Consider the following 20,104-nt stretch of genomic DNA (forward strand, 5'->3'; position numbering starts at 1 on the left):
CTTCAGGAGCGATCGGTCTCCCCGGAAGTGCTTCTTGAACCTGACGAGAATAACCTCTCTGGCCAGGTCAGACACAACATACAAGGAGCGAGCGCAGCTCGCGATGCGCCGCGCGGGCGGCGCTCGATCTCCCAGGCGCCAAACATCCCATGACAAGCCCTAAAGGCCCCAACCCACACCAACTCCGCTATCATGCGCAGCACGTTCCACCTCGCGAGTCCGCCATGCGCCGCCTGTTTTTCCTGCTGTTCCTGCTGCTGGCCAGCCCTGCCTACGCCACGGGCCTGCTCGACAACCGCCCCAGCGCCACCCTTGGCGCCGCTTCGCTGGCCAACAACGCCGACTTCCTGCCGGTACACGAGGCCTTCAAGCTCAACCTGGTCCAAGCCGATGCGCAAACCATCAAGCTGCGTTTCGTTGCCACCGATGGCTACTACCTCTACCGCCATCGCTTCCAGTTCCACACGGAACCGGCCGATATCACCCTGGGCACGCCGAACATCCCCAAGGGTGAGGCCAAGCACGATGAATTCTTCGGCGATGTCGAGGTGTACCACGGCGTGCTCGATATCGAGTTGCCACGCAAAGACCCACGCGCCTTCACCCTGCTGGTGGGCTACCAGGGGTGCGCCGACAAGGGCTTGTGCTACCCGCCGGAAACCGCACGCCTGAGTATCGATGGCGAAGGCGTTGCAAACGCGCCAGCCACCCGCGAACACGGCTGGAACTGGAAGTCTCTGCTGCTGTTCTTCCTCGCCGGGGTCGGCCTGACCTTTACCCCTTGCGTCCTGCCAATGTTGCCGATCCTTTCCGGGGTCGTGCTGCGCGGCCAGGTTGGCGGCGTGCGCGGGCTGGCGCTGTCGCTGGCCTATGTGCTGCCGATGGCCGCCAGCTTCGCAGCACTCGGTGCGCTGATGGGCCTGTTCGGCGCCGGCCTGAACCTGCAGGCGCGCCTGCAATCGGCCTGGGTGCTGGTGCCCTTCGCGTTATTCTTCGTGGTGTTCGCCCTGGCCATGTTCGGTTTGTTCGAATTGAAACTGCCGCAAGCCCTGAACAACCGCCTGAATAACGTCGCCAACCACACCCGGGGCGGTTCGCTGCTGGGTGCAGCGGTACTTGGCGTGCTCTCCAGCCTGTTGGTTTCGCCATGCGTGTCCGCGCCCCTGGCCGGCGCCTTGCTGTATATCAGCGCCAGCGGCGATGCCCTGGGCGGTGCACTGAAACTGTTCGCCCTCGGCCTTGGCATGGGTGCGCCATTGCTGCTGGTGGCCACCGGCGGCGCAGCCTGGCTGCCGAAAAGTGGCCCTTGGCTGAACACGGTCAAGAACGCTATCGGCGTGCTGCTGCTAGGGCTGGCCATCGGCTTGCTCAGCCGTGTGCTGCCGGGCCAGGTGACCCTGGTGTTGGTCGGATTCCTCGCGGCAGGGGTGGCGCTGTTCCTCGGTGCCCTGGAATTCGTCGTCAAGACCACGCGCCAGCGCCTGGCGCAATTGCTTGGCCTGGCCTTGCTGGTGTACGCACTGGCCTGCTGGTACGGCGCCCTCAGTGGCCAAGGTGATCCACTGCGGCCACTTGCGGTTGCGACTGTTACAGCCAGTGGCAGCAGCGCGGTAGCCAAGGCCGATGCCTGGCAGACCGTCACCACACCTGAGGCACTGGACGCTGCCCTCGCTCAGGCCAAGGAGGCTGGGCAGCCGGTACTGCTGGACTGGTATGCCGACTGGTGCATCAGCTGCAAGGTGATCGAACATGAAGTGCTCAACGCGCCACAGGTGCAGCCACAACTGGCGGCCTTCAAACTGCTGCGTTTCGACATCACAGAGAGCAATGTCGAACAACGCAAGCTGCTCGACCGCTACCAGCTGTTCGGCCCACCTGCTTTGCTGTTCTTTGCTGCGAACGGCAGCGAAATTACCGCTGATCGGGTGATTGGCGAGATAAATGCCGGTGAATTTGCGCAGATTCTGACGCGCGTGCGCGGCAAAGTCGGTCTATAACTTCCCGCGAGCCGGGAAAAATCCTGAAATGAGTGACCAGATTTAATTATTTGGTCACATACTTCGCGCGAATCTCGGTCATCGTGCTGGCTATTGCCGGGAACTGGACACTTGCCGTCGCTTTACGGCACACTCGCCGCGCTGTGTCGAATTGCCCTACAAATCCAAGGAATCCGCAGATGGCAACGCTACTGGTGCTCCACGGCCCCAACCTCAACCTGCTCGGTACTCGCGAGCCTGGCCATTACGGCGCCGTGACCCTGGCCCAGATCAACCAGGACCTGGAGCAACGTGCCCGCGCCGCAGGCCATCATCTGCAATACCTGCAGAGCAATGCCGAATACGAACTGATCGACCGCATTCACGCGGCACGCAACGAGGGTGTGGACTTCATCCTGATCAATCCGGCTGCTTTCACCCACACAAGTGTCGCATTACGTGACGCATTGCTTGCGGTGAGCATCCCATTCATCGAAGTGCACCTGTCCAACGTGCACAAACGCGAACCGTTCCGCCACCACTCCTACTTTTCCGATGTTGCCGTAGGGGTGATCTGCGGTCTGGGCGCCAGCGGTTATCGCTTGGCCCTGGAGTCCGCGCTGGAACAACTGGCTGCCAACGCACAGCCCAAATGATGAAAACCCTGGCCTGAATGGGCCGGGGTTCGAGAGAAACGTTTCAGATACGTTTTTTTGTATTTCGCCCCCTGACCGAACCTTTGGGAGTTGATGATTAATGGATATCCGTAAAGTCAAGAAACTGATCGAGCTGCTGGAAGAGTCTGGCATCGACGAACTGGAGATCAAGGAAGGCGAAGAGTCGGTCCGTATCAGCCGTCACAGCAAGACCCCAGCTGCCCAGCAGTTCTACGCACCGGCGCCTATGGCTGCCGCCCCTGCCGCTGCGCCGGTTGCCGCTGCTGCGCCAGCCGCCGAAGCCGCTGCTGCCGCCCCAGCCCTGAAAGGCACCGTGATCCGTTCGCCAATGGTAGGCACCTTCTACCGCAAGCCTTCGCCGACCTCGCCTAACTTCGCAGAAGTGGGCCAGTCCGTGAAGAAAGGCGACACCCTGTGCATCGTCGAAGCCATGAAGATGATGAACCACATCGAAGCCGATGTTGGCGGTGTCATCGACGCCATCCTGGTAGAAGACGGCCAGCCGGTTGAGTTCGACCAGCCGCTGTTCACCATCGTTTGAATCGCGGAGAGCCAACGATGTCTGGGAAGCTCGAAAAAGTCCTGATCGCCAACCGCGGGGAAATTGCCCTGCGGATCCTGCGTGCCTGCAAAGAGCTGGGCATCAAGACCGTCGCCGTGCACTCCACTGCCGACCGTGAACTGATGCACCTGGGCCTGGCAGACGAATCGGTCTGCATCGGCCCTGCATCGTCGAAGGATTCCTACCTGCACATCCCGGCGATCATCGCTGCCGCCGAAGTGACTGGCGCCACCGCGATTCACCCGGGTTACGGCTTCTTGGCTGAAAACGCCGATTTCGCCGAGCAGGTGGAAAAGTCCGGCTTCGCCTTCATCGGCCCGAAAGCCGACACCATTCGCCTGATGGGCGACAAGGTTTCGGCCAAGGACGCGATGATCAAGTCGGGCGTACCGACCGTGCCGGGCTCCGATGGCCCGCTGCCGGAAGACGAAGAAGTCGCCCTGGCGATTGCCCGTGACGTCGGCTACCCGGTGATCATCAAGGCCGCCGGTGGCGGTGGTGGTCGCGGCATGCGCGTGGTGCACAAGGAGGAGGACCTGATCTCCTCGGCCAAGCTCACCCGTACCGAAGCCGGTGCTGCCTTCGGCAACCCGATGGTTTACCTGGAGAAGTTCCTGACCAACCCACGTCACGTGGAAGTGCAGGTACTGTCCGACGGACAGGGTAACGCCATTCACCTGGGCGACCGTGACTGCTCGCTGCAGCGCCGTCACCAGAAGGTCCTGGAAGAAGCACCTGCCCCGGGCATCGATGAAAAAGCTCGCCAGGAAGTGTTCAAGCGCTGCGTCGATGCGTGCATCGAGATCGGCTACCGTGGTGCTGGTACTTTCGAGTTCCTGTACGAAAACGGTCGCTTCTACTTCATCGAGATGAACACCCGTGTGCAGGTTGAGCACCCGGTGTCGGAGATGGTCACTGGCATCGACATCGTCAAGGAGATGCTGAGCATCGCCGCTGGCAACAAGCTGTCGTTCCGCCAGGAAGACGTTGTCATCCGTGGCCACTCGCTGGAGTGCCGGATCAACGCCGAAGACCCGAAGAAGTTCATCCCGAGCCCAGGCAAGGTCAAGCACTTCCACGCCCCGGGTGGCAACGGCGTTCGCGTCGATTCGCACCTGTACAGCGGTTACTCGGTTCCGCCGAACTACGACTCGCTGATCGGCAAGCTGATCACCTACGGCAAGGACCGCGACGAAGCCATGGCGCGCATGCGCAATGCCCTGGACGAGATCGTCGTCGACGGCATCAAGACCAACATCCCGCTGCACCGCGACCTGGTGCGTGATGAAGGTTTCTGCAAAGGCGGCGTCAACATTCACTACCTCGAGCACAAACTGGCCAACCAGGACTGATCGTGTAGTGTGATGTACCAGAACCCCGGCCTTGTGCCGGGGTTTTTTATCGCCTGCCTGAATCTGGGGCCGCGTTGCGGCCCCAGGGCTCTACCCCTTCATCCGCGGCATGTCAATGCGATGCTCATGCACTCGCCGATAAAGCGTCGCCCGCGAAATGCCCAATGCCCGCGCCGCATCGGCCGGTTTCCAGCGATGGCGGATCAGCGCGTCCAGCAACAGCTGCCGGGCCGGGCACGACACCCCGCTTTCCGCCGAGCCGACCGCTTCACCGCGCACCTCCTGCGGCAGATCCTGCAGCCGCACCTGCCCGCCTTCACTCACCGCACAGGCATACCGCAACACTTGCCGTAGCTGGCGCAAATTGCCCGGCCAACGATAAACCAGCAGCGCCTGCAGCGCGTCATCCGCCATCACCACCTCCACCCCGCAGGCCGCGGCCTCCTCGGCCAGCAACTGGTGAATCAGGCCCAGTCGGTCATCGCGCTCACGCAAGGGCGGGAGCTCGAAACGGGCATTGGCCAGGCGGAAGTACAAGTCTTCACGAAATCGCCCGTCCGCCACCATTGCCGCCAGATCGCGATGGGTCGCACAGATCACCTGAATATCCACCCGCTCCCGCCGCGCCGCGCCCAGCGGCGCCACCTCACCTTCCGCCAGCACCCGCAACAGGCGGGTCTGCAGGTTCAGCGGCATGTCACCGATTTCGTCGAGGAACAACGTGCCGCCATCGGCCTGCTGCAACAGCCCTTGCATGCCTTTGCTGGAGGCCCCGGTGAAGGCCCCGGCCACATAGCCGAACAGCTCACTCTCAATCAGGTTTTCCGGGATGGCCGCGCAGTTCAGGGTAACGAACGGGCCATCACAGCGCTGGCTTTGCTGGTGCAGCTGACGGGCGAATACCTCCTTGCCGGACCCGGTCTCACCCAGCACCAGCACCGCCAGGTTGCAGTCCTTGACCCGGGTGGCCAACCGCAGGTGCTGCTCGATACGGGTGTCCTGGGCCTGACGCAAAGGCTGCGCACGCTGGCGTTGCTGCGGTGCGCTGACCCGGCCATACAAACCGCCCAGGCCAGGCAGGCGCTGGGCGGACGACGCGCTCACCCGGCGTAGCTGGTCGATGTCGAACAGTTCGCCAATGTACTCGGGCAAACGCCCCAGACGCTCTACCAGCCGCTCCCGCGCCAGGCTGTTGATCGCTTGCAGGCGGCCATCGGCATCCCAGGCCAGCAGGTAATCAGGCTGGCTTTCCACGTAGCCGGGCGTGCCGTGGGCGCGCATCACCCAATGGCCTTGGGCGCTGTGCATGAAGAAGGCGTTTTCGATTTCGCGGGCGGTCTGCTCGACCAACTGGCGGATCAGGTGCTGGCTGCGGCGGTCGTCAGGTGACTGCAAGGCCGACACATCCACCACGCCCAGCAACTCACCCAGTGGATCGAACACCGGCGCCGCCGTGCAGGTCAGGCCGATGAAAGCAGCGCGGAAGTGATCGCGCTTGTGCACCGTGACCGGCGCCTTGCTGGTCAGCACCGCTGCCACACCGCAGGTGCCCTCCTCGCCCTCCGACCAGCAGGTGCCGAGGTACAGCCCGGCCTTGCGACAATCGTTGCGGATGGCCGACTCGACCCGGTAATCGATGGTGCGCCCCTGGGCATCGGTCAGCAGCACGCAATAGTCGGCACCGCGTACGCGCTCGTGCAGGCGGGCCACCGCATCGCTGGCAATGCGAAGGAACAATTCAGCGCGTTCGCGGCATTCGTTGAGCAGGCTTTGGGACAGGATGCGCGGCCCCTGCTGGGAGCCAGGATCGAGGCGGTACAGCTCCATGGAACGGCGCCATGAATCGAGGATCAGCGGCGGCACCGGCGCCTGTGGCAGGCGGTCGGCATTTTTCAGCACCCTGCTGACGCAGTCGACATGGGCTCGGGAGTTCGCGGCAAGCATTCGGGCCCTCCGGTTCTCGTTGCTGTTTTTATCGTTGTGCGGCCATTAAGCGCTTCCCGGCATGCCCCGACAAGCACTGTGTGATTACCGGCCGGCTTGAGACGCTGCGTCTCAGCGTCTCGCCAACCCAGGCCCCGCGCTGGCACCCGGCGTCTCGCCAGCAGCGCAATGAGCACCTGCCTGAGCGCAGCAAAACTGCTCTGGCGCGGCCCTTTCAGCTGCGCCACGAAAAGCTGGCACCGCGCTTGCTCCTGCCCTTGCAAACGAAAATACGAGGTGCGCCATGCCGCTACCCGCCCCGACCGTCGGGATCATTGCCAACCCCGCCTCTGGCCGCGACCTGCGCCGCCTGACGGCCAGCGCCGGGCTGTATTCAAGCACCGACAAGGCCTCGGCGATCCAGCGCCTGCTGGCGGCCTTCGGTGCCACTGGCATCGGCCAGGTGCTGCTGCCCAGCGACATGACCGGCATCGCCGCCGCCGTGCTCAAAGCCAGCCAGGGCCCAGGCGCCCGTGACCAGCACTGGCCGGCCATCGAAATACTCGACCTGCCGCTGACCCAGACCGTAGCCGACACCCGTCTGGCCACCCGACGCATGGTCGAACGCGGCGTGGCGCTGATCGCCGTGCTCGGCGGCGATGGCACCCACAAGGCGGTCGCCGCCGAAGCGGGTGACGTACCGCTGCTCACCCTGTCCACTGGCACCAACAATGCCTTCCCCGAACTGCGCGAGGCCACCAGCGCAGGCCTGGCCGGTGGCCTGCTCGCCAGCGGCCAGGTACCGGCCAGCCTCGGCTTGCGTCGCAACAAGCGCTTGCTGGTGAAAGTGCCGGAACAGCAGCTGGCCGAATGGGCTCTGGTGGAAGTGGCAGTATCACCGCAGCGCTTCATCGGCGCCCGCGCGCTCAGCCGCAGTGAAGACCTTGCTGAAGTATTCGCCTGTTTCGCCGAGCCCCATGCCATTGGCCTGTCAGCCCTCTGCGGCCTGTGGTGCCCGGTATCACGCCTGGACCCGCACGGCGCCTGGATACGCCTGAACCCTGGTGCCGAGCAGACACTGCTCGCACCGCTGGCCCCCGGCCTTCTGCAAGCCTGCGGCGTGACCGCCAGCGGCACGCTGACACCCGGCGTTGCCCATCGCCTGAGCCTTTCCAGCGGCACCCTGGCCCTGGACGGCGAGCGCGAAATCGAATTTGCCGATCACGACACCCCCACCATCACGCTCGACCCTCAAGGCCCGCTCAGCGTGGACGTCGAGGCTGTACTGGCACACGCCGCCCGTCATCACCTGCTGGCAGTACCCCGCGGCCACCGGCTGCACCCTGCAAACCCGTGTTGAGACAACCCTGGAGAACAACAAGATGTCCAATCAGCTCAGTACTGAACAATTGCTGCATGCCTATGAAGTAATGCGCACCATCCGCGCCTTCGAAGAACGCCTGCATGTGGAGTTCGCCACCGGTGAAATCCCCGGTTTCGTCCACCTGTATGCCGGCGAAGAAGCCTCGGCCGCCGGGGTCATGGCCCACCTGCGCGACAGCGACTGCATCGCCTCGACCCACCGCGGCCATGGCCACTGCATCGCCAAGGGTGTGGACGTGTACGGCATGATGGCCGAGATCTACGGCAAGAAGACCGGCGTGTGCGGTGGCAAGGGCGGCTCGATGCACATTGCCGACCTGGAAAAAGGCATGCTCGGCGCCAACGGCATTGTCGGGGCCGGCGCACCGCTGGTGGCCGGAGCAGCGCTGGCGGCCAAGCTCAAGGGCCGTGACGATGTGTCGGTAGCCTTCTTCGGCGATGGCGCCTCCAACGAAGGCGCGGTGTTCGAGGCCATGAACATGGCGTCGATCATGAACCTGCCGTGCATTTTCGTCGCCGAGAACAACGGCTACGCCGAGGCCACCGCCTCGAACTGGTCGGTGGCCTGCGACCACATTGCCGACCGCGCAGCCGGCTTCGGCATGCCTGGGGTAACCATCGATGGCTTCGACTTCTTTGCCGTGTACGAGGCAGCTGGCGCGGCCATCGAGCGTGCCCGCTCGGGGCAAGGGCCGTCGCTGGTCGAGGTCAAGCTCAGCCGCTACTACGGCCACTTCGAGGGTGATGCGCAAACCTACCGCGCCCCCGATGAGGTGAAGAACCTGCGCGAGTCGCGCGACTGCCTGATGCAGTTCCGCAACAAGACCACCCGCGCCGGCCTGCTCACGGCCGAGCAACTGGACACCATCGACGCCCGCGTCGAGGACCTGATCGAAGACGCCGTGCGTCGCGCCAAGTCCGATCCCAAGCCACAGCCCGCCGACCTGCTCACCGACGTTTACGTCGCCTACCCCTGAGCCGCGGATTACAAGAACAACAGGAGAACCACCATGGCAAGAAAGATCAGCTACCAGCAGGCCATCAACGAAGCCCTGGCCCAGGAAATGCGCCGCGACGACAGCGTGTTCATCATTGGCGAAGACGTTGCCGGCGGAGCCGGCGCCCCTGGCGAGGATGACGCCTGGGGTGGCGTGCTGGGCGTGACCAAAGGCCTGTATCACCAATTCCCCGGCCGCGTGCTCGACGCGCCGCTGTCGGAAATCGGCTACGTCGGCGCGGCCGTCGGTGCGGCCACACAGGGCCTGCGCCCGGTGTGCGAACTGATGTTCGTCGACTTTGCCGGCTGCTGCCTGGACCAGATCCTCAACCAGGCCGCCAAGTTTCGCTACATGTTCGGCGGCAAGGCAGTGACCCCGCTGGTGATGCGCACCATGTATGGCGCCGGCCTGCGCGCGGCGGCCCAGCATTCGCAAATGCTCACCTCGCTGTGGACGCATATCCCCGGGCTTAAGGTGGTCTGCCCGTCCTCGCCGTACGATGCCAAGGGCTTGCTGATTCAGGCGATCCGCGACAACGACCCGGTGATCTTCTGCGAGCACAAACTGCTGTACAGCATGCAGGGCGAAGTGCCGGAAGAGGTGTACACCGTACCGTTTGGCGAAGCCAACTTCTTGCGCGATGGCGACGACGTGACCCTGGTCACCTACGGGCGCATGGTGCACGTGGCGCTGGAGGCCGCCAACAACCTCGCCCGTCAGGGCATCGACTGTGAAGTGCTGGACCTGCGCACCACCAGCCCGCTGGACGAAGAAAGCATCCTGGAAAGCGTGGAAAAGACCGGCCGCCTGGTGGTGATCGACGAAGCCAACCCACGCTGTTCCATGGCCACCGACATCAGCGCACTGGTGGCGCAAAAGGCCTTCGGCGCGCTGAAGGGCCCGATCGAAATGGTCACCGCGCCGCACACCCCGGTGCCGTTCTCCGACGCCCTGGAAGACCTCTACATCCCAGACGCAGCGAAGGTCGAGGCCGCAGTGCGCAAGGTGATCGAAGCCGCAAGGAGTGCCGCATGAGCCAGATCCATACCCTGACCATGCCCAAGTGGGGCCTGTCGATGACCGAGGGCCGGGTAGACACCTGGCTCAAACAGGAGGGTGACGAAATCAGCAAGGGTGACGAGGTGCTGGACGTCGAAACCGACAAGATCAGCAGCAGCGTCGAAGCGCCGTTCAGTGGCGTGCTGCGCCGCCGGGTGGCCAAACCGGATGAAACCCTGCCGGTTGGCGCGCTGCTGGCAGTGGTGGTGGAAGGCGAGGCCGAAGAGGCCGAGATCGATGCCGTGGTGCAGCGCTTCCAGGCCGAATTCGTCGCCGACGGTGGCGCCGACCAGGCCCAGGGGCCGGCCCCGCAGAAGGCGGAAGTGGGTGGCCGCTTGCTGCGCTGGTTCGAATTGGGCGAAGGCGGCACACCGCTGGTGCTGGTGCATGGTTTTGGTGGCGACCTCAACAACTGGCTGTTCAACCACCCGGCCTTGGCCACCGAACGCCGGGTAATCGCCCTCGACCTGCCAGGGCATGGCGAGTCGGCCAAAGCCCTGCAACGCGGTGACCTGGATGAACTGAGCGAAACCGTACTGGCCCTGCTCGACCACCTGGACATCGCCAAGGCGCACCTGGCCGGCCATTCGATGGGCGGCGCGGTCAGCCTGAACGTGGCGCGCCTGGCGCCGCAACGAGTGGCTAGCCTGAGCCTGGTCGCCAGCGCTGGTCTGGGCCAGGAGATCAACGGCCATTATCTGCAAAGCTTCGTCACCGCAGCCAATCGCAACGCGCTGAAGCCGCAGATGGTGCAACTGTTCGCCGACCCGGCGCTGGTCACCCGGCAGATGCTGGAGGACATGCTCAAGTTCAAGCGCCTGGAAGGCGTGGACCAGGCCTTGCAACAGCTGTCAGCAGCGCTCGCCGATGGCGATCGCCAGCGCCACGACCTGCGCGGCGTACTGGGCCAGCATCCAGCGCTGGTGGTGTGGGGTGGCATGGACGCGATCATCCCGGCCAGCCATGCCGAAGGGCTGGAGGCTGAAGTGCTGGTGCTGCCCGAGGCCGGGCACATGGTGCAGATGGAGGCGGCCGAGCAGGTCAACCGGAGGCTGGCGGAGTTCTTGCGGCGGCATTGAGGGGATGAGGTGCATGCCTGGAAATGGCGTCAGGGCATGGAAGTGCATGCCTTGAGTAGTTCATCGCCTGGGCGATCGAGCGCCGCCCGCGCGGCGCATCGCGAGCTACGCTCGCTCCTACATTTGTTTCGGGCCAATTATTCCTGGGGCCGAGGCGCGCGCCCCCCTTAGCGCTCTCCACGAGATCGTGCTCTACAAACAAGGCGGTCGCGCGCGCAGGTGCAGTCGATACTGGCCCGAAACAGATGTAGGAGCGAGCGTAGCTCGCGATGCGCCGCGCGGGCGGCGCTCGATCGCCCAGGCGACGAACTACCCAAGGCATGCACCCACCAGCAATCACCCAATCCACCTCGGGGATACCGTCTCAGGGTCGCCGTGCTTGGTGACCGAGCCTCAAGGGCAGCGCAAATCCTGCAGGAGCAGCCTTGCCGGGGCGCGCCTACAGGGCGATGCGCCACCCTACGCGCTCGCTGTTTCAGGATCCCATTCTGCGTCATACTCGGCAGACCTATTACCCGGTCCTCGCCATGCGTCCACTGCTCCCCATTACTCTGGTCCTGCTGCTCGCCGCCTGTGGCGATGGCGAATCGCTGCTACCGCCAGACGCGCGCCTGCCTGACGGTGGGCGTTACCGGGGGCAGGTGGTCGATGGTCTGCTGCAGGGTGAGGGCCGGATCGACTACCCCAACGGCAGCTGGTACGCCGGCAGCTTCAAGGACGGCCAGTGGCACGGCCAAGGCGAATGGCATGGCCAGAACGGCGAGGTCTACCGCGGCCAGTTCGCCGAAGGGCTGTTTCAGGGCCTGGGCGACCTGACCACCCCGGGCAGCCACTACAGCGGCACCTTCCGCCACGGGCGCCGCGACGGCGAAGGCACCCTCAAGCAAGCCGACCAGACCTACCGTGGCCAGTTCAAGGACGACCTGTACGAGGGCGCAGGCCAACTGGAGCTCGCCGACGGCAGTCGCTACCAAGGCCTGTTCGCCAAGGGCAAGCCCAACGGTGCCGGGGTGCGCAGCGATGCCAGCGGCAACCAGTTCAGCGGCCACTTCGTCAACGGCCAGCTACAAGGCGCCGGCACCTACGACAGCGTTGATGGCGAGCAGTACATCGGCGAATTCAAGGACAACCGCCTGGAGGGCCGTGGCCGCTACGAAAACGCCGATGGCGATGTGTGGATCGGTGAATTCAAGGATGGCTCGCTGATCGGCGAAGGTGAACTGCTGGGCAGCGATGGTAGCCATTACAAAGGTGACTTCGTCGACTGGCGCTTTTCAGGCGAGGGTAGCCTGCAACTGGCCGACGGCAGCAAGTATATCGGCGGTTTCTTCAACGATGCCTACCACGGCCGTGGGCGGTTGATTCTGCCAAGCGGCAAGGTAGAAAGCGGCGTGTGGGCCAACGGCGTGCGCGTGCGCGACCACAACGGCAAGCTGCTGCCCGACCCGCTGGACCTGGCCCTGCTCAACCAGGGCCGGCTGCTGGACGAGGCACTGACCCGGGTGCCGCGCTCGGTGCCAGCGATCCAGCTGTACAGCCTGGTGGTCGCTGGCGATGGCCAGCAGAGCGTGTTTCTGCGCGAAGCCGACTACGTCAGCAACATGCTGAAAGTGCGCTTCGGCGCCCGCGGCCAGGTGACCCTGATCAACCACCGTGACCACATGGCCACCCGCCCCATGGCCACCCGCGAGAACCTTACCCGCGCCGCCCAGACCCTGGCCGAGCGCAGCGGCCCTGAAGACCTGGTGTTCATCTATCTGACCAGCCACGGCAGCCAGGACCACCAACTGGTGCTCGACCAGCCGCGCCTGCAACTGGCCGACCTGTCCGCCGATGAACTGGCCACCGCCCTGGCGCCGCTGAAGAACCGCGACAAAGTCATTGTCATCTCCGCCTGCTATTCAGGGGGCTATATCGCCCCGCTCAAGGATGACCGTACGCTGATCATGACAGCCGCGCGGGCCGACCGGGTGTCCTTCGGGTGTTCGGAGGAAGCCGACTTCACCTACTTTGGCGATGCCTTGTTTGCCGAAGCCCTTAACCAGACCGACGACCTGAAACAGGCGTTTGAACTGGCGCGTTCCAGCGTTGCCGAAAGAGAACAAAGGGAAGGCTTCGAGGCCTCGGAGCCGCAGCTGTGGGCGCCGCCAGCCGTACTTGAGCACTGGCAACACCTGCGCCGGCAACAGGCCGAAGAAGCATTGCGTAACGCCTCACAGGCCACTGTGGGAGGTCAGGCAAAAACGCCGACCAGCCACTAGACTTGTGTGTAACAAGGGAGAGACATCATGTATTTGACGCCTCAGCATGTCCTGCTTGCCGGTGCCACCGGCCTCACCGGTGAACACCTGCTCGACCGCCTGCTCAACGAGCCCACCATCAGCCGTGTGCTGGCCCCCACCCGCCGGCCACTGGCCGAACACCCGCATCTGGAAAACCCGGTAGGCGACCCGGCGGTGTTCTTGCCACAGTTGGCCGGCCGGGTCGACATTGCTTACTGCTGCCTGGGCACCACGCTGAAACAGGCCGGTTCCGAATCAGCTTTCCGCGCCGTGGATCTGGACATGGTGGTCGCCTTCAGCAAGCGTGCCCGGGAAATGGGCGCACGGCATCTGCTGGTGGTCAGTGCCGTCGGCGCTGACCCCAAGTCGTCAATCTTCTACAACCGGGTCAAGGGCGAGATGGAAGAAGCGCTCAAGGCTCAGGACTGGCCACAGTTGACCATCGTGCGGCCCTCGTTCCTGCTGGGCGAGCGGATTGAACCGCGGCTCAGTGAACAGCTGGTTTCGCCGTTTTCCAGGTTGATACCCGGGAAATACCGGGGAATCGAGGCTTGTACCTTGGCCCGTGCCCTGTGGCGGCTGGCGCTGGAGGAAGAAGACGGGGTGCGGATTGTGGAGTCGGATGAGTTGCGCAGGCTGGGCAAGATTTAGGCTTCGCTGGTGATGGCCTTTCGAGGGCACGACCGCGAAAAGCCATCACAGGCCGCCGCTAGCCTGGAAGCCTATGCCGGCCGCTGTCAGCAAGGACAACGGCAGCAGCAGGGTATCAAGCAACATGCTCCCCGGCAGATCGAGGCGCGGATATGCCGGAGCGTCAGCCCCGTAATGATCCCGCGGGCAACACCCGCCATTGATCACGTACAAATCCAGTCGGGTACCGGCATACACCACCGGTGCGCCCAGCTTGTTGGCATCCAGCGTGCGCACCGTGGCGCAGCCCCCCAGCATCACCAGCGCCAGCAATCCCGCCAGTGCTCGCTTCAATCATCCACCCCGAAGTGATGCTCACCCCAGCGGGGCAACATGTCCTGGGGAATGTTCAGCAGGTTGAGAATGCGCGCCACGACAAAGTCGACCAGATCGTCGATGGTTTGTGGCTGGTGATAGAAGCCCGGTGCTGCCGGCAGGATCACCGCACCCATCTGCGAAAGCTTGAGCATGTTCTCGAGGTGAATAGTGGAGAACGGCGCTTCGCGCGGTACCAGGATCAGCTGGCGACGTTCCTTGAGCGTAACGTCCGCCGCACGCTCGATCAGGTTGTTGCAGGCACCCGTGGCAATGGCCGACAGGCTACCGGTGGAACAGGGCACCACCACCATCGCTGCCGGGGCGCCCGAGCCTGAGGCTACCGGCGACATCCAGTCTTCCTTGCCATATACACGGATCTGCCCGTCGGCGGCGCCGGTGTATTCGGTAAGAAAGGCCTGCATCGCCTGGGGCTTGGCCGGCAGCACCACGTCGGTCTCGGTGGCCATCACCAGTTGCGCGGCCTTGGAGATCAGGAAGTGCACCTCACGGTCCTCGCGCACCAGGCAATCGAGCAGGCGCAGGCCATACTGGGCGCCCGAGGCGCCCGTCATGGCCAGGGTGATGCGTTCCGGCCCGCTCACTTCAGCGCCTCGGCCAGCTTGCCATGCAGGCCGCCGAAGCCGCCATTGCTCATGATCACCACATGCGTCCCTGGCCGGGCCTGGCCCTTGATCCGCTCGATGATCGCCTCGAGGCTGTCGGCCACGACGCTCGGCACCTTGCATTGCGCGGCGGTGGCGGCGAGGTCCCAGCCCAGGTTGGCCGGTGCGTACCAGATCACCTGGTCAGCGTCGTTGACGCTTTCCGGCAAACCGTCACGGTGAGCGCCGAGCTTCATCGAATTGGAGCGTGGTTCGATCACTGCAATCACCGGCGCCTCGCCAACGCGCTTGCGCAGGCCGTCGAGGGTGGTGGCGATGGCGGTCGGGTGGTGTGCGAAGTCATCGTAAATGGTCACCCCTTGCACTTCGGCGACCTTCTCCATGCGCCGCTTGACGCTCTTGAAGGCGCTGAGGCCAGCGATGCCCATGGCCGGCACCACGCCCACATGGCGCGCTGCTGCCAGGGTTGCCAAGGCGTTGGCGACGTTGTGCTGGCCAGTCAGGGCCCATTCCACCACGCCTTGCACTTCGCCATCGAACAGCACTTCGAAACGTGAGCCATCGGCACTGAGCAGGCGGGCTTGCCACTGGCCGCCCTCACCGGTGGTCTGCACCGGGGTCCAGCAGCCCATGCCGATCACCCGCTCGAGCGCCTGCTCGGTGGTTGGGTGGATGACCAGGCCCTCGCTGGGAATAGTCCGCACCAAGTGGTGGAACTGCCGCTCGATCGATGCCAGATCTGGGAAGATGTCTGCGTGATCGAATTCAAGGTTGTTGAGGATCGCAGTGCGCGGGTGGTAGTGCACGAACTTCGAGCGCTTGTCGAAGAAGGCACTGTCGTACTCGTCGGCCTCGACCACGAAGAACGGCGTGTCACCCAGGCGGGCCGACACCGAGAAGTTCTGCGGTACGCCGCCAATCAGGAAACCCGGGCTCATGCCGGCGTGCTCCAGCACCCAGGCCAGCATGCTGCTGGTGGTGGTCTTGCCGTGGGTACCGGCAACGGCAAGCACCCAGCGGCCTTGCAGCACGTGATCAGCCAGCCACTGCGGGCCGGAAACATAAGGCAGGCCTTTGTTCAGCACGTATTCAACCGCAGGGTTGCCGCGTGACATGGCGTTACCGATCACCACCAGGTCGGGTGCCGGCTCCAACTGGGCCGGGTCGTAGCCTTGGGTCAGCTCGATGCCCTGGGCTTCGAGCTGGGTGCTCATCGGTGGATAGACGTTGGCATCAGAGCCGGTGACGCGGTGGCCAAGTTCCTTGGCCAGCACCGCCAGCGACCCCATGAAAGTGCCGCAAATACCGAGAATGTGAATATGCATGGTCAACCTCGCAAAACATCGAGGCAGGGTAGCCCAGGGCGCGACAAATCGCACCCGCTGTTTCGCTTAGTCGGCCTTGGTGATGCCGTGTTTGCGCAGTTTTCGATACAAGGTATTGCGGCTGATGCCCAAGTGCTCGGCGACACGGGTGAGGTGCCAGTGTTTTGCCTGTAGGGTCACCATAAGCGCTTCCCGTTCCGCGTCTTGCAAAACGTCACTACCCACGAGTTCACCGGCAGTTCCTGGACCAACGCCCGCGCCCACAAGCTTGGCACTGCTGCGCACTGCGGGGGGTAGATCCGAGAAGCCGATTCGGCAGTCGTCGCAAAGCGCCACCAGCGTACGAAGCACATTGCGCATTTGCCGCACGTTGCCCGGCCAAGCAAAGTCGAGCAGTGCCTGCCGCGCCCTGGGTTCGATGTCGATCAGTTGCCCTTGGGCTTCCTGACGCAGCAGGAAGTCCAGTAATTGCGCCTTGTCACTGCGCTCACGCACTGCCGGCAACGTCACTTCCAGGCCATTCAGGCGGTAATACAAATCTTCGCGGAAGCTGCCCTGCTCCACCCGCTCCAGCAGGTCGCGGTGCGTAGCACTGACAATGCGCACATCCACCGCCTGCGGCTCGCCACCGATCGGTACTATCTGACGCTCTTCCAGTACACGCAGCAGGCGGGTTTGCAGGGCCAGCGGCATGTCGCCGATTTCGTCCAGCAGCAAGGTGCCGCCGTCGGCCTGCAGCAACTTGCCACGCATGCCTTCCTTGCGCGCGCCGGTAAAGGTGCCGCCGCGGTAACCGAACAGTTCGCTCTCGATCAGACTCTCCGGGATCGAAGCGCAGTTGATGGCAACGAATGGCTTGCTGCGCCGCTCGCTGGCCTGATGCACGGCCTGGGCGAAGGCCTCCTTGCCGCAGCCGGTCTCGCCGCGCAGCAACAAAGGCACATCGCGTTCGAACACCCGCACACTGCGCCGAAAATCGTTTTGCAGCGCCGGGTCGAGCAGGCACACCAGCGGCTCGACCTCCCGCGCGGGCCGAGGCTGGGCAGCGGGTACCGACCATACCGGCGCCCGTGCCTGCCCCCGCAGGCTGGCGAATACCTGGCGGCCGTCCAGTGTCCGCAGCGGCCAGGCAGTGCTGCCACCTGGCGTGGCGCGGCTGAACAGCTCATCGTGGCTGCAGGCAAAGAAGCGTTCCAAAGGTTTGCCCAGCACGCCACCACGCACGGTGCCCAGCAGGTTCAGCGCGCTCTGGTTGGCCGCACAGATCCGCCCGTCGCCGTCGAACGCCAACAGGCCCTCGCTGAACAGGCCGACCGACTCGGCCTGCAGGTGAAAACGCAGCAGCCACTGCTGTTCGAAATGGCGCAGGAAGTAGCAGCTTTCGATCATCTTCGCCGACAGGTTGACCAAGGCCATGGTGTGAAACTGGCTTTGCCGGGATACGTCAGGGCGCGCAGAGGAGACGTCGAGCACCGCCAGTAGCTCGCCATGCGGGTCGAACACCGGGCTGGCCGAGCAGGTCAGCCCGGTGTGGCGGCCACGGAAGTGCTCGTTCTGGTGAATGGTCAGCGCCTGGCGCTCGACCAGGCAGGTGCCGATACCGTTGGTGCCCTCTCGCGCCTCGCTCCAGTCGGCGCCCAGCCACAGCCCGGCATGCTCGAAGCTGCGCCGCTCGCTGGGCGCGCTGACGCAGTTGAGGATCACCCCGCGGGCGTCGGTCAGCAGTACCGCATGGCCGGCGCCGGAAAGCTGCTGATGCAGGCTGTTCATTTCATGGTCGGCAATCTGCAGCACCTGACGCAGGCGCTCGCGGCTTTCCAGCAGGCGCCCGTGCTCAAGTACCACCGGGGCCTCGATCACTGCGGGGTCGAGGTGGTAGTCCTCCAGGCAGCGCAGCCAGGAGCGGGCGATGGACGGGTCACTGCCGCCCTCCCCGGCCCCACCATGGGCAACGCTATGCACCTGCCGGGCGTGGCGAGTGAAGTGATTGCTCTGCATTGTTGTAATTCTCCGCAGATAGAGCGTCAGCCCAGCATCCTCCACCCGGGTAGGCTTTGCAATGCACATGCCTGTGAGGTGTCGCAAACGGCACAAAATGTCACCCCAGCCGTACCGGCGCCGGCACAACGCCCCTTGATCAGCCTGGTAAAAATGACCCAAGTCATTGATTTGATTGGCACGGCCAGCGCTGGCCCAACCTTTGCTCTACGCTTTTCAACTCCTCAACAAACACAATAGCCAGGAGACACACCATGCGTTACGCACATCCCGGTACCGAAGGCGCGAAGGTTTCCTTCAAGAACCGCTACGGCAACTACATCGGTGGCGAGTTCGTAGCTCCGGTCAAGGGGCAGTACTTCGAAAATACGTCCCCGGTGAATGGCAAACTGATCGCCGAATTTCCCCGCTCCACTGCCGAAGACATCGATAAAGCGCTCGACGCCGCCCACGCAGCTGCCGACGCCTGGGGCCGCACTTCGGTGCAGGATCGCTCCAACGTGCTGCTGAAGATTGCCGACCGCATCGAGCAGAACCTTGAACTGCTGGCCATTACCGAAACCTGGGACAACGGCAAGCCAATCCGCGAAACCCTCAACGCCGACATTCCCCTGGCCGTCGACCACTTCCGCTATTTCGCGGGCTGCATCCGCGCCCAGGAAGGCGGTGCCGCCGAGATCAACGAAGGCACTGTGGCCTATCATATCCACGAGCCGCTGGGCGTCGTCGGGCAGATCATCCCGTGGAACTTCCCCATCCTGATGGCCGCCTGGAAGCTGGCGCCTGCACTGGCCGCCGGTAACTGCGTGGTACTCAAGCCTGCCGAGCAGACGCCGCTGGGTATCACCGTGCTGCTGGAAGTGATCGGCGACCTGCTGCCACCTGGCGTACTCAACGTGGTGCAAGGCTATGGCCGCGAAGCCGGTGAAGCCCTGGCCACCAGCAAGCGTATCGCCAAGATCGCTTTCACCGGTTCTACCCCGGTCGGCTCGCACATCATGAAATGCGCAGCCGAGAACATCATCCCGTCTACCGTCGAACTGGGCGGCAAGTCACCGAACGTATACTTCGAAGACATCATGCAGGCCGAGCCGAGCTTCATCGAAAAAGCGGCCGAAGGCATGGTGCTGGCGTTCTTCAACCAGGGCGAGGTGTGCACCTGCCCGTCGCGTGCTCTGGTGCAGGAGTCGATCTACCCGCAGTTCATGGAAGTGGTGATGAAGAAGGTGCTGCAGATCAAGCGCGGCGACCCGCTGGACACCGACACCATGGTCGGCGCGCAGGCTTCGCAGCAGCAGTTCGAGAAGATTCTTTCGTACCTGCAGATTGCCCAGGACGAAGGCGCTGAGTTGCTCACCGGCGGCAAGGTCGAGAAGCTGGAAGGCTCGCTGGCCACCGGTTACTACATCCAGCCGACCCTGCTCAAGGGCAACAACAAGATGCGCGTGTTCCAGGAAGAAATCTTCGGCCCGGTGGTCAGCGTCACCACCTTCAAGGACGAAGCCGAAGCGCTGGCGATCGCCAACGACACCGAGTTCGGCCTGGGTGCGGGCGTGTGGACCCGCGACATCAACCGTGCCTACCGCATGGGCCGCGGGATCAAGGCTGGCCGGGTGTGGACCAACTGCTACCACCTGTACCCGGCGCACGCCGCGTTCGGTGGCTACAAGAAGTCCGGGGTTGGCCGTGAAACGCACAAGATGATGCTGGATCACTATCAGCAGACCAAGAACCTGCTGGTGAGCTACGACATCAATCCGCTGGGCTTCTTCTAAACCGCGTTGCGGCCTTCGCGGGCACGCCCGCGAAGAGGCCGGAGCTGATCTACACAAAACCCAGAGCGGCAACCGTGCACCAGC

At 63.9% G+C, this 20,104-nt stretch carries 16 protein-coding genes; 11 read left to right on the forward strand and 5 right to left on the reverse strand.

Annotated features, from left to right (window positions below; all coding sequences use genetic code 11):
* Positions 1-224 precede the first annotated feature (224 nt).
* The 4 genes from DMX11_RS14770 to accC all read left to right on the forward strand — a co-directional run bounded on the left by DMX11_RS14770 (position 225) and on the right by accC (position 4,567).
* Entirely contained in the window at positions 225-1,997 is a 1,773-nt protein-coding gene (locus DMX11_RS14770) for a protein-disulfide reductase DsbD (protein ID WP_110745196.1), read from the forward strand.
* Positions 1,998-2,176: 179 nt separating this feature from the next.
* Positions 2,177-2,632, forward strand: coding sequence for a type II 3-dehydroquinate dehydratase (aroQ, locus tag DMX11_RS14775; protein ID WP_003255330.1), 456 nt, complete (start codon positions 2,177-2,179; stop codon positions 2,630-2,632).
* 100 nt (positions 2,633-2,732) lie between these two features.
* The gene (gene accB / locus DMX11_RS14780) at positions 2,733-3,194 is read left to right on the forward strand and encodes an acetyl-CoA carboxylase biotin carboxyl carrier protein (RefSeq protein WP_110745197.1); all 462 of its coding nucleotides are present in this window, start codon (positions 2,733-2,735) and stop codon (positions 3,192-3,194) included.
* 17 nt (positions 3,195-3,211) lie between these two features.
* Positions 3,212-4,567 carry an acetyl-CoA carboxylase biotin carboxylase subunit gene (gene accC / locus DMX11_RS14785; protein WP_110745198.1) on the forward strand — a complete coding sequence of 452 codons (1,356 nt, stop codon included), beginning with the start codon at positions 3,212-3,214 and terminating at the stop codon, positions 4,565-4,567.
* Between the two features lie 90 nt (positions 4,568-4,657).
* On the opposite strand, the gene DMX11_RS14790 is transcribed toward accC, so the two are convergent.
* On the reverse strand, positions 4,658-6,511 hold the full coding sequence (locus DMX11_RS14790; protein WP_110745199.1) for a sigma-54-dependent Fis family transcriptional regulator: 1,854 nt from the start codon (positions 6,509-6,511) through the stop codon (positions 4,658-4,660).
* Positions 6,512-6,794: 283 nt separating this feature from the next.
* Between DMX11_RS14790 and DMX11_RS14795 the strand changes: the two genes are divergently transcribed.
* The 6 genes from DMX11_RS14795 (at position 6,795) to DMX11_RS14820 (ending at position 13,942) form a co-directional block, all read left to right on the forward strand.
* A complete protein-coding gene (locus DMX11_RS14795) occupies positions 6,795-7,850 on the forward strand; it encodes an ATP-NAD kinase family protein (RefSeq protein ID WP_110745200.1) in 1,056 nt (351 codons plus the stop codon).
* 22 nt (positions 7,851-7,872) lie between these two features.
* Positions 7,873-8,850 (forward strand): thiamine pyrophosphate-dependent dehydrogenase E1 component subunit alpha, encoded by a 978-nt coding sequence (locus DMX11_RS14800; protein WP_110745201.1) that lies wholly within the window; start codon positions 7,873-7,875, stop codon positions 8,848-8,850.
* 33 nt (positions 8,851-8,883) lie between these two features.
* The gene (locus tag DMX11_RS14805) at positions 8,884-9,906 is read left to right on the forward strand and encodes an alpha-ketoacid dehydrogenase subunit beta (RefSeq protein WP_110745202.1); all 1,023 of its coding nucleotides are present in this window, start codon (positions 8,884-8,886) and stop codon (positions 9,904-9,906) included.
* Positions 9,903-11,009, forward strand: a complete 1,107-nt coding sequence (locus tag DMX11_RS14810; protein ID WP_110745203.1) for an acetoin dehydrogenase dihydrolipoyllysine-residue acetyltransferase subunit — start codon at positions 9,903-9,905, stop codon at positions 11,007-11,009. Before DMX11_RS14805 ends, DMX11_RS14810 begins: the two co-directional genes overlap by 4 nt.
* A gap of 527 nt (positions 11,010-11,536) precedes the next feature.
* Positions 11,537-13,270, forward strand: a complete 1,734-nt coding sequence (locus tag DMX11_RS14815; RefSeq protein WP_110745264.1) for a C13 family peptidase — start codon at positions 11,537-11,539, stop codon at positions 13,268-13,270.
* A 27-nt stretch (positions 13,271-13,297) separates the two neighbouring features.
* On the forward strand, positions 13,298-13,942 hold the full coding sequence (locus tag DMX11_RS14820; RefSeq protein WP_110745204.1) for an oxidoreductase: 645 nt from the start codon (positions 13,298-13,300) through the stop codon (positions 13,940-13,942).
* Between the two features lie 45 nt (positions 13,943-13,987).
* Here the strand turns inward: DMX11_RS14820 and DMX11_RS14825 are convergent, their stop codons facing one another.
* The 4 genes from DMX11_RS14825 to DMX11_RS14840 form a co-directional block, all read right to left on the reverse strand.
* Positions 13,988-14,275, reverse strand: coding sequence for a YceK/YidQ family lipoprotein (locus tag DMX11_RS14825; RefSeq protein WP_110745205.1), 288 nt, complete (start codon positions 14,273-14,275; stop codon positions 13,988-13,990).
* Positions 14,272-14,901: a flavin prenyltransferase UbiX gene (gene ubiX / locus DMX11_RS14830; RefSeq protein ID WP_110745206.1), complete on the reverse strand. Its 630-nt coding sequence runs from the start codon at positions 14,899-14,901 to the stop codon at positions 14,272-14,274. Before ubiX ends, DMX11_RS14825 begins: the two co-directional genes overlap by 4 nt.
* On the reverse strand, positions 14,898-16,247 hold the full coding sequence (mpl, locus tag DMX11_RS14835; protein WP_110745207.1) for a UDP-N-acetylmuramate:L-alanyl-gamma-D-glutamyl-meso-diaminopimelate ligase: 1,350 nt from the start codon (positions 16,245-16,247) through the stop codon (positions 14,898-14,900). Before mpl ends, ubiX begins: the two co-directional genes overlap by 4 nt.
* Positions 16,248-16,313: 66 nt before the next feature.
* Positions 16,314-18,245, reverse strand: a complete 1,932-nt coding sequence (locus DMX11_RS14840) for a sigma-54-dependent Fis family transcriptional regulator (RefSeq protein WP_110745208.1) — start codon at positions 18,243-18,245, stop codon at positions 16,314-16,316.
* Between the two features lie 254 nt (positions 18,246-18,499).
* Between DMX11_RS14840 and DMX11_RS14845 the strand changes: the two genes are divergently transcribed.
* A complete protein-coding gene (locus DMX11_RS14845) occupies positions 18,500-20,020 on the forward strand; it encodes an aldehyde dehydrogenase family protein (RefSeq protein WP_110745209.1) in 1,521 nt (506 codons plus the stop codon).
* The last annotated feature ends 84 nt before the right edge of the window (positions 20,021-20,104 follow it).

Source organism: Pseudomonas sp. LB-090624, assembly GCF_003205205.1.
In the GTDB taxonomy this organism is placed as follows: Bacteria; Pseudomonadota; Gammaproteobacteria; order Pseudomonadales; family Pseudomonadaceae; genus Aquipseudomonas.

What these genes read in the sequence shown, in the direction of transcription:
- DMX11_RS14810 (WP_110745203.1), top strand. Translation starts at nt 9,903, where the DNA reads ATGAGCCAGATCCATACCCTGACCATGCCCAAGTGGGGCCTGTCGATG.
- DMX11_RS14840 (WP_110745208.1), bottom strand. Translation starts at nt 18,245, where the DNA reads ATGCAGAGCAATCACTTCACTCGCCACGCCCGGCAGGTGCATAGCGTT.
- mpl (WP_110745207.1), bottom strand. Translation starts at nt 16,247, where the DNA reads ATGCATATTCACATTCTCGGTATTTGCGGCACTTTCATGGGGTCGCTG.
- accB (WP_110745197.1), top strand. Translation starts at nt 2,733, where the DNA reads ATGGATATCCGTAAAGTCAAGAAACTGATCGAGCTGCTGGAAGAGTCT.
- DMX11_RS14820 (WP_110745204.1), top strand. Translation starts at nt 13,298, where the DNA reads ATGTATTTGACGCCTCAGCATGTCCTGCTTGCCGGTGCCACCGGCCTC.
- DMX11_RS14815 (WP_110745264.1), top strand. Translation starts at nt 11,537, where the DNA reads ATGCGTCCACTGCTCCCCATTACTCTGGTCCTGCTGCTCGCCGCCTGT.
- DMX11_RS14805 (WP_110745202.1), top strand. Translation starts at nt 8,884, where the DNA reads ATGGCAAGAAAGATCAGCTACCAGCAGGCCATCAACGAAGCCCTGGCC.
- DMX11_RS14790 (WP_110745199.1), bottom strand. Translation starts at nt 6,511, where the DNA reads ATGCTTGCCGCGAACTCCCGAGCCCATGTCGACTGCGTCAGCAGGGTG.
- DMX11_RS14800 (WP_110745201.1), top strand. Translation starts at nt 7,873, where the DNA reads ATGTCCAATCAGCTCAGTACTGAACAATTGCTGCATGCCTATGAAGTA.
- aroQ (WP_003255330.1), top strand. Translation starts at nt 2,177, where the DNA reads ATGGCAACGCTACTGGTGCTCCACGGCCCCAACCTCAACCTGCTCGGT.
- accC (WP_110745198.1), top strand. Translation starts at nt 3,212, where the DNA reads ATGTCTGGGAAGCTCGAAAAAGTCCTGATCGCCAACCGCGGGGAAATT.
- DMX11_RS14845 (WP_110745209.1), top strand. Translation starts at nt 18,500, where the DNA reads ATGCGTTACGCACATCCCGGTACCGAAGGCGCGAAGGTTTCCTTCAAG.
- DMX11_RS14770 (WP_110745196.1), top strand. Translation starts at nt 225, where the DNA reads ATGCGCCGCCTGTTTTTCCTGCTGTTCCTGCTGCTGGCCAGCCCTGCC.
- DMX11_RS14795 (WP_110745200.1), top strand. Translation starts at nt 6,795, where the DNA reads ATGCCGCTACCCGCCCCGACCGTCGGGATCATTGCCAACCCCGCCTCT.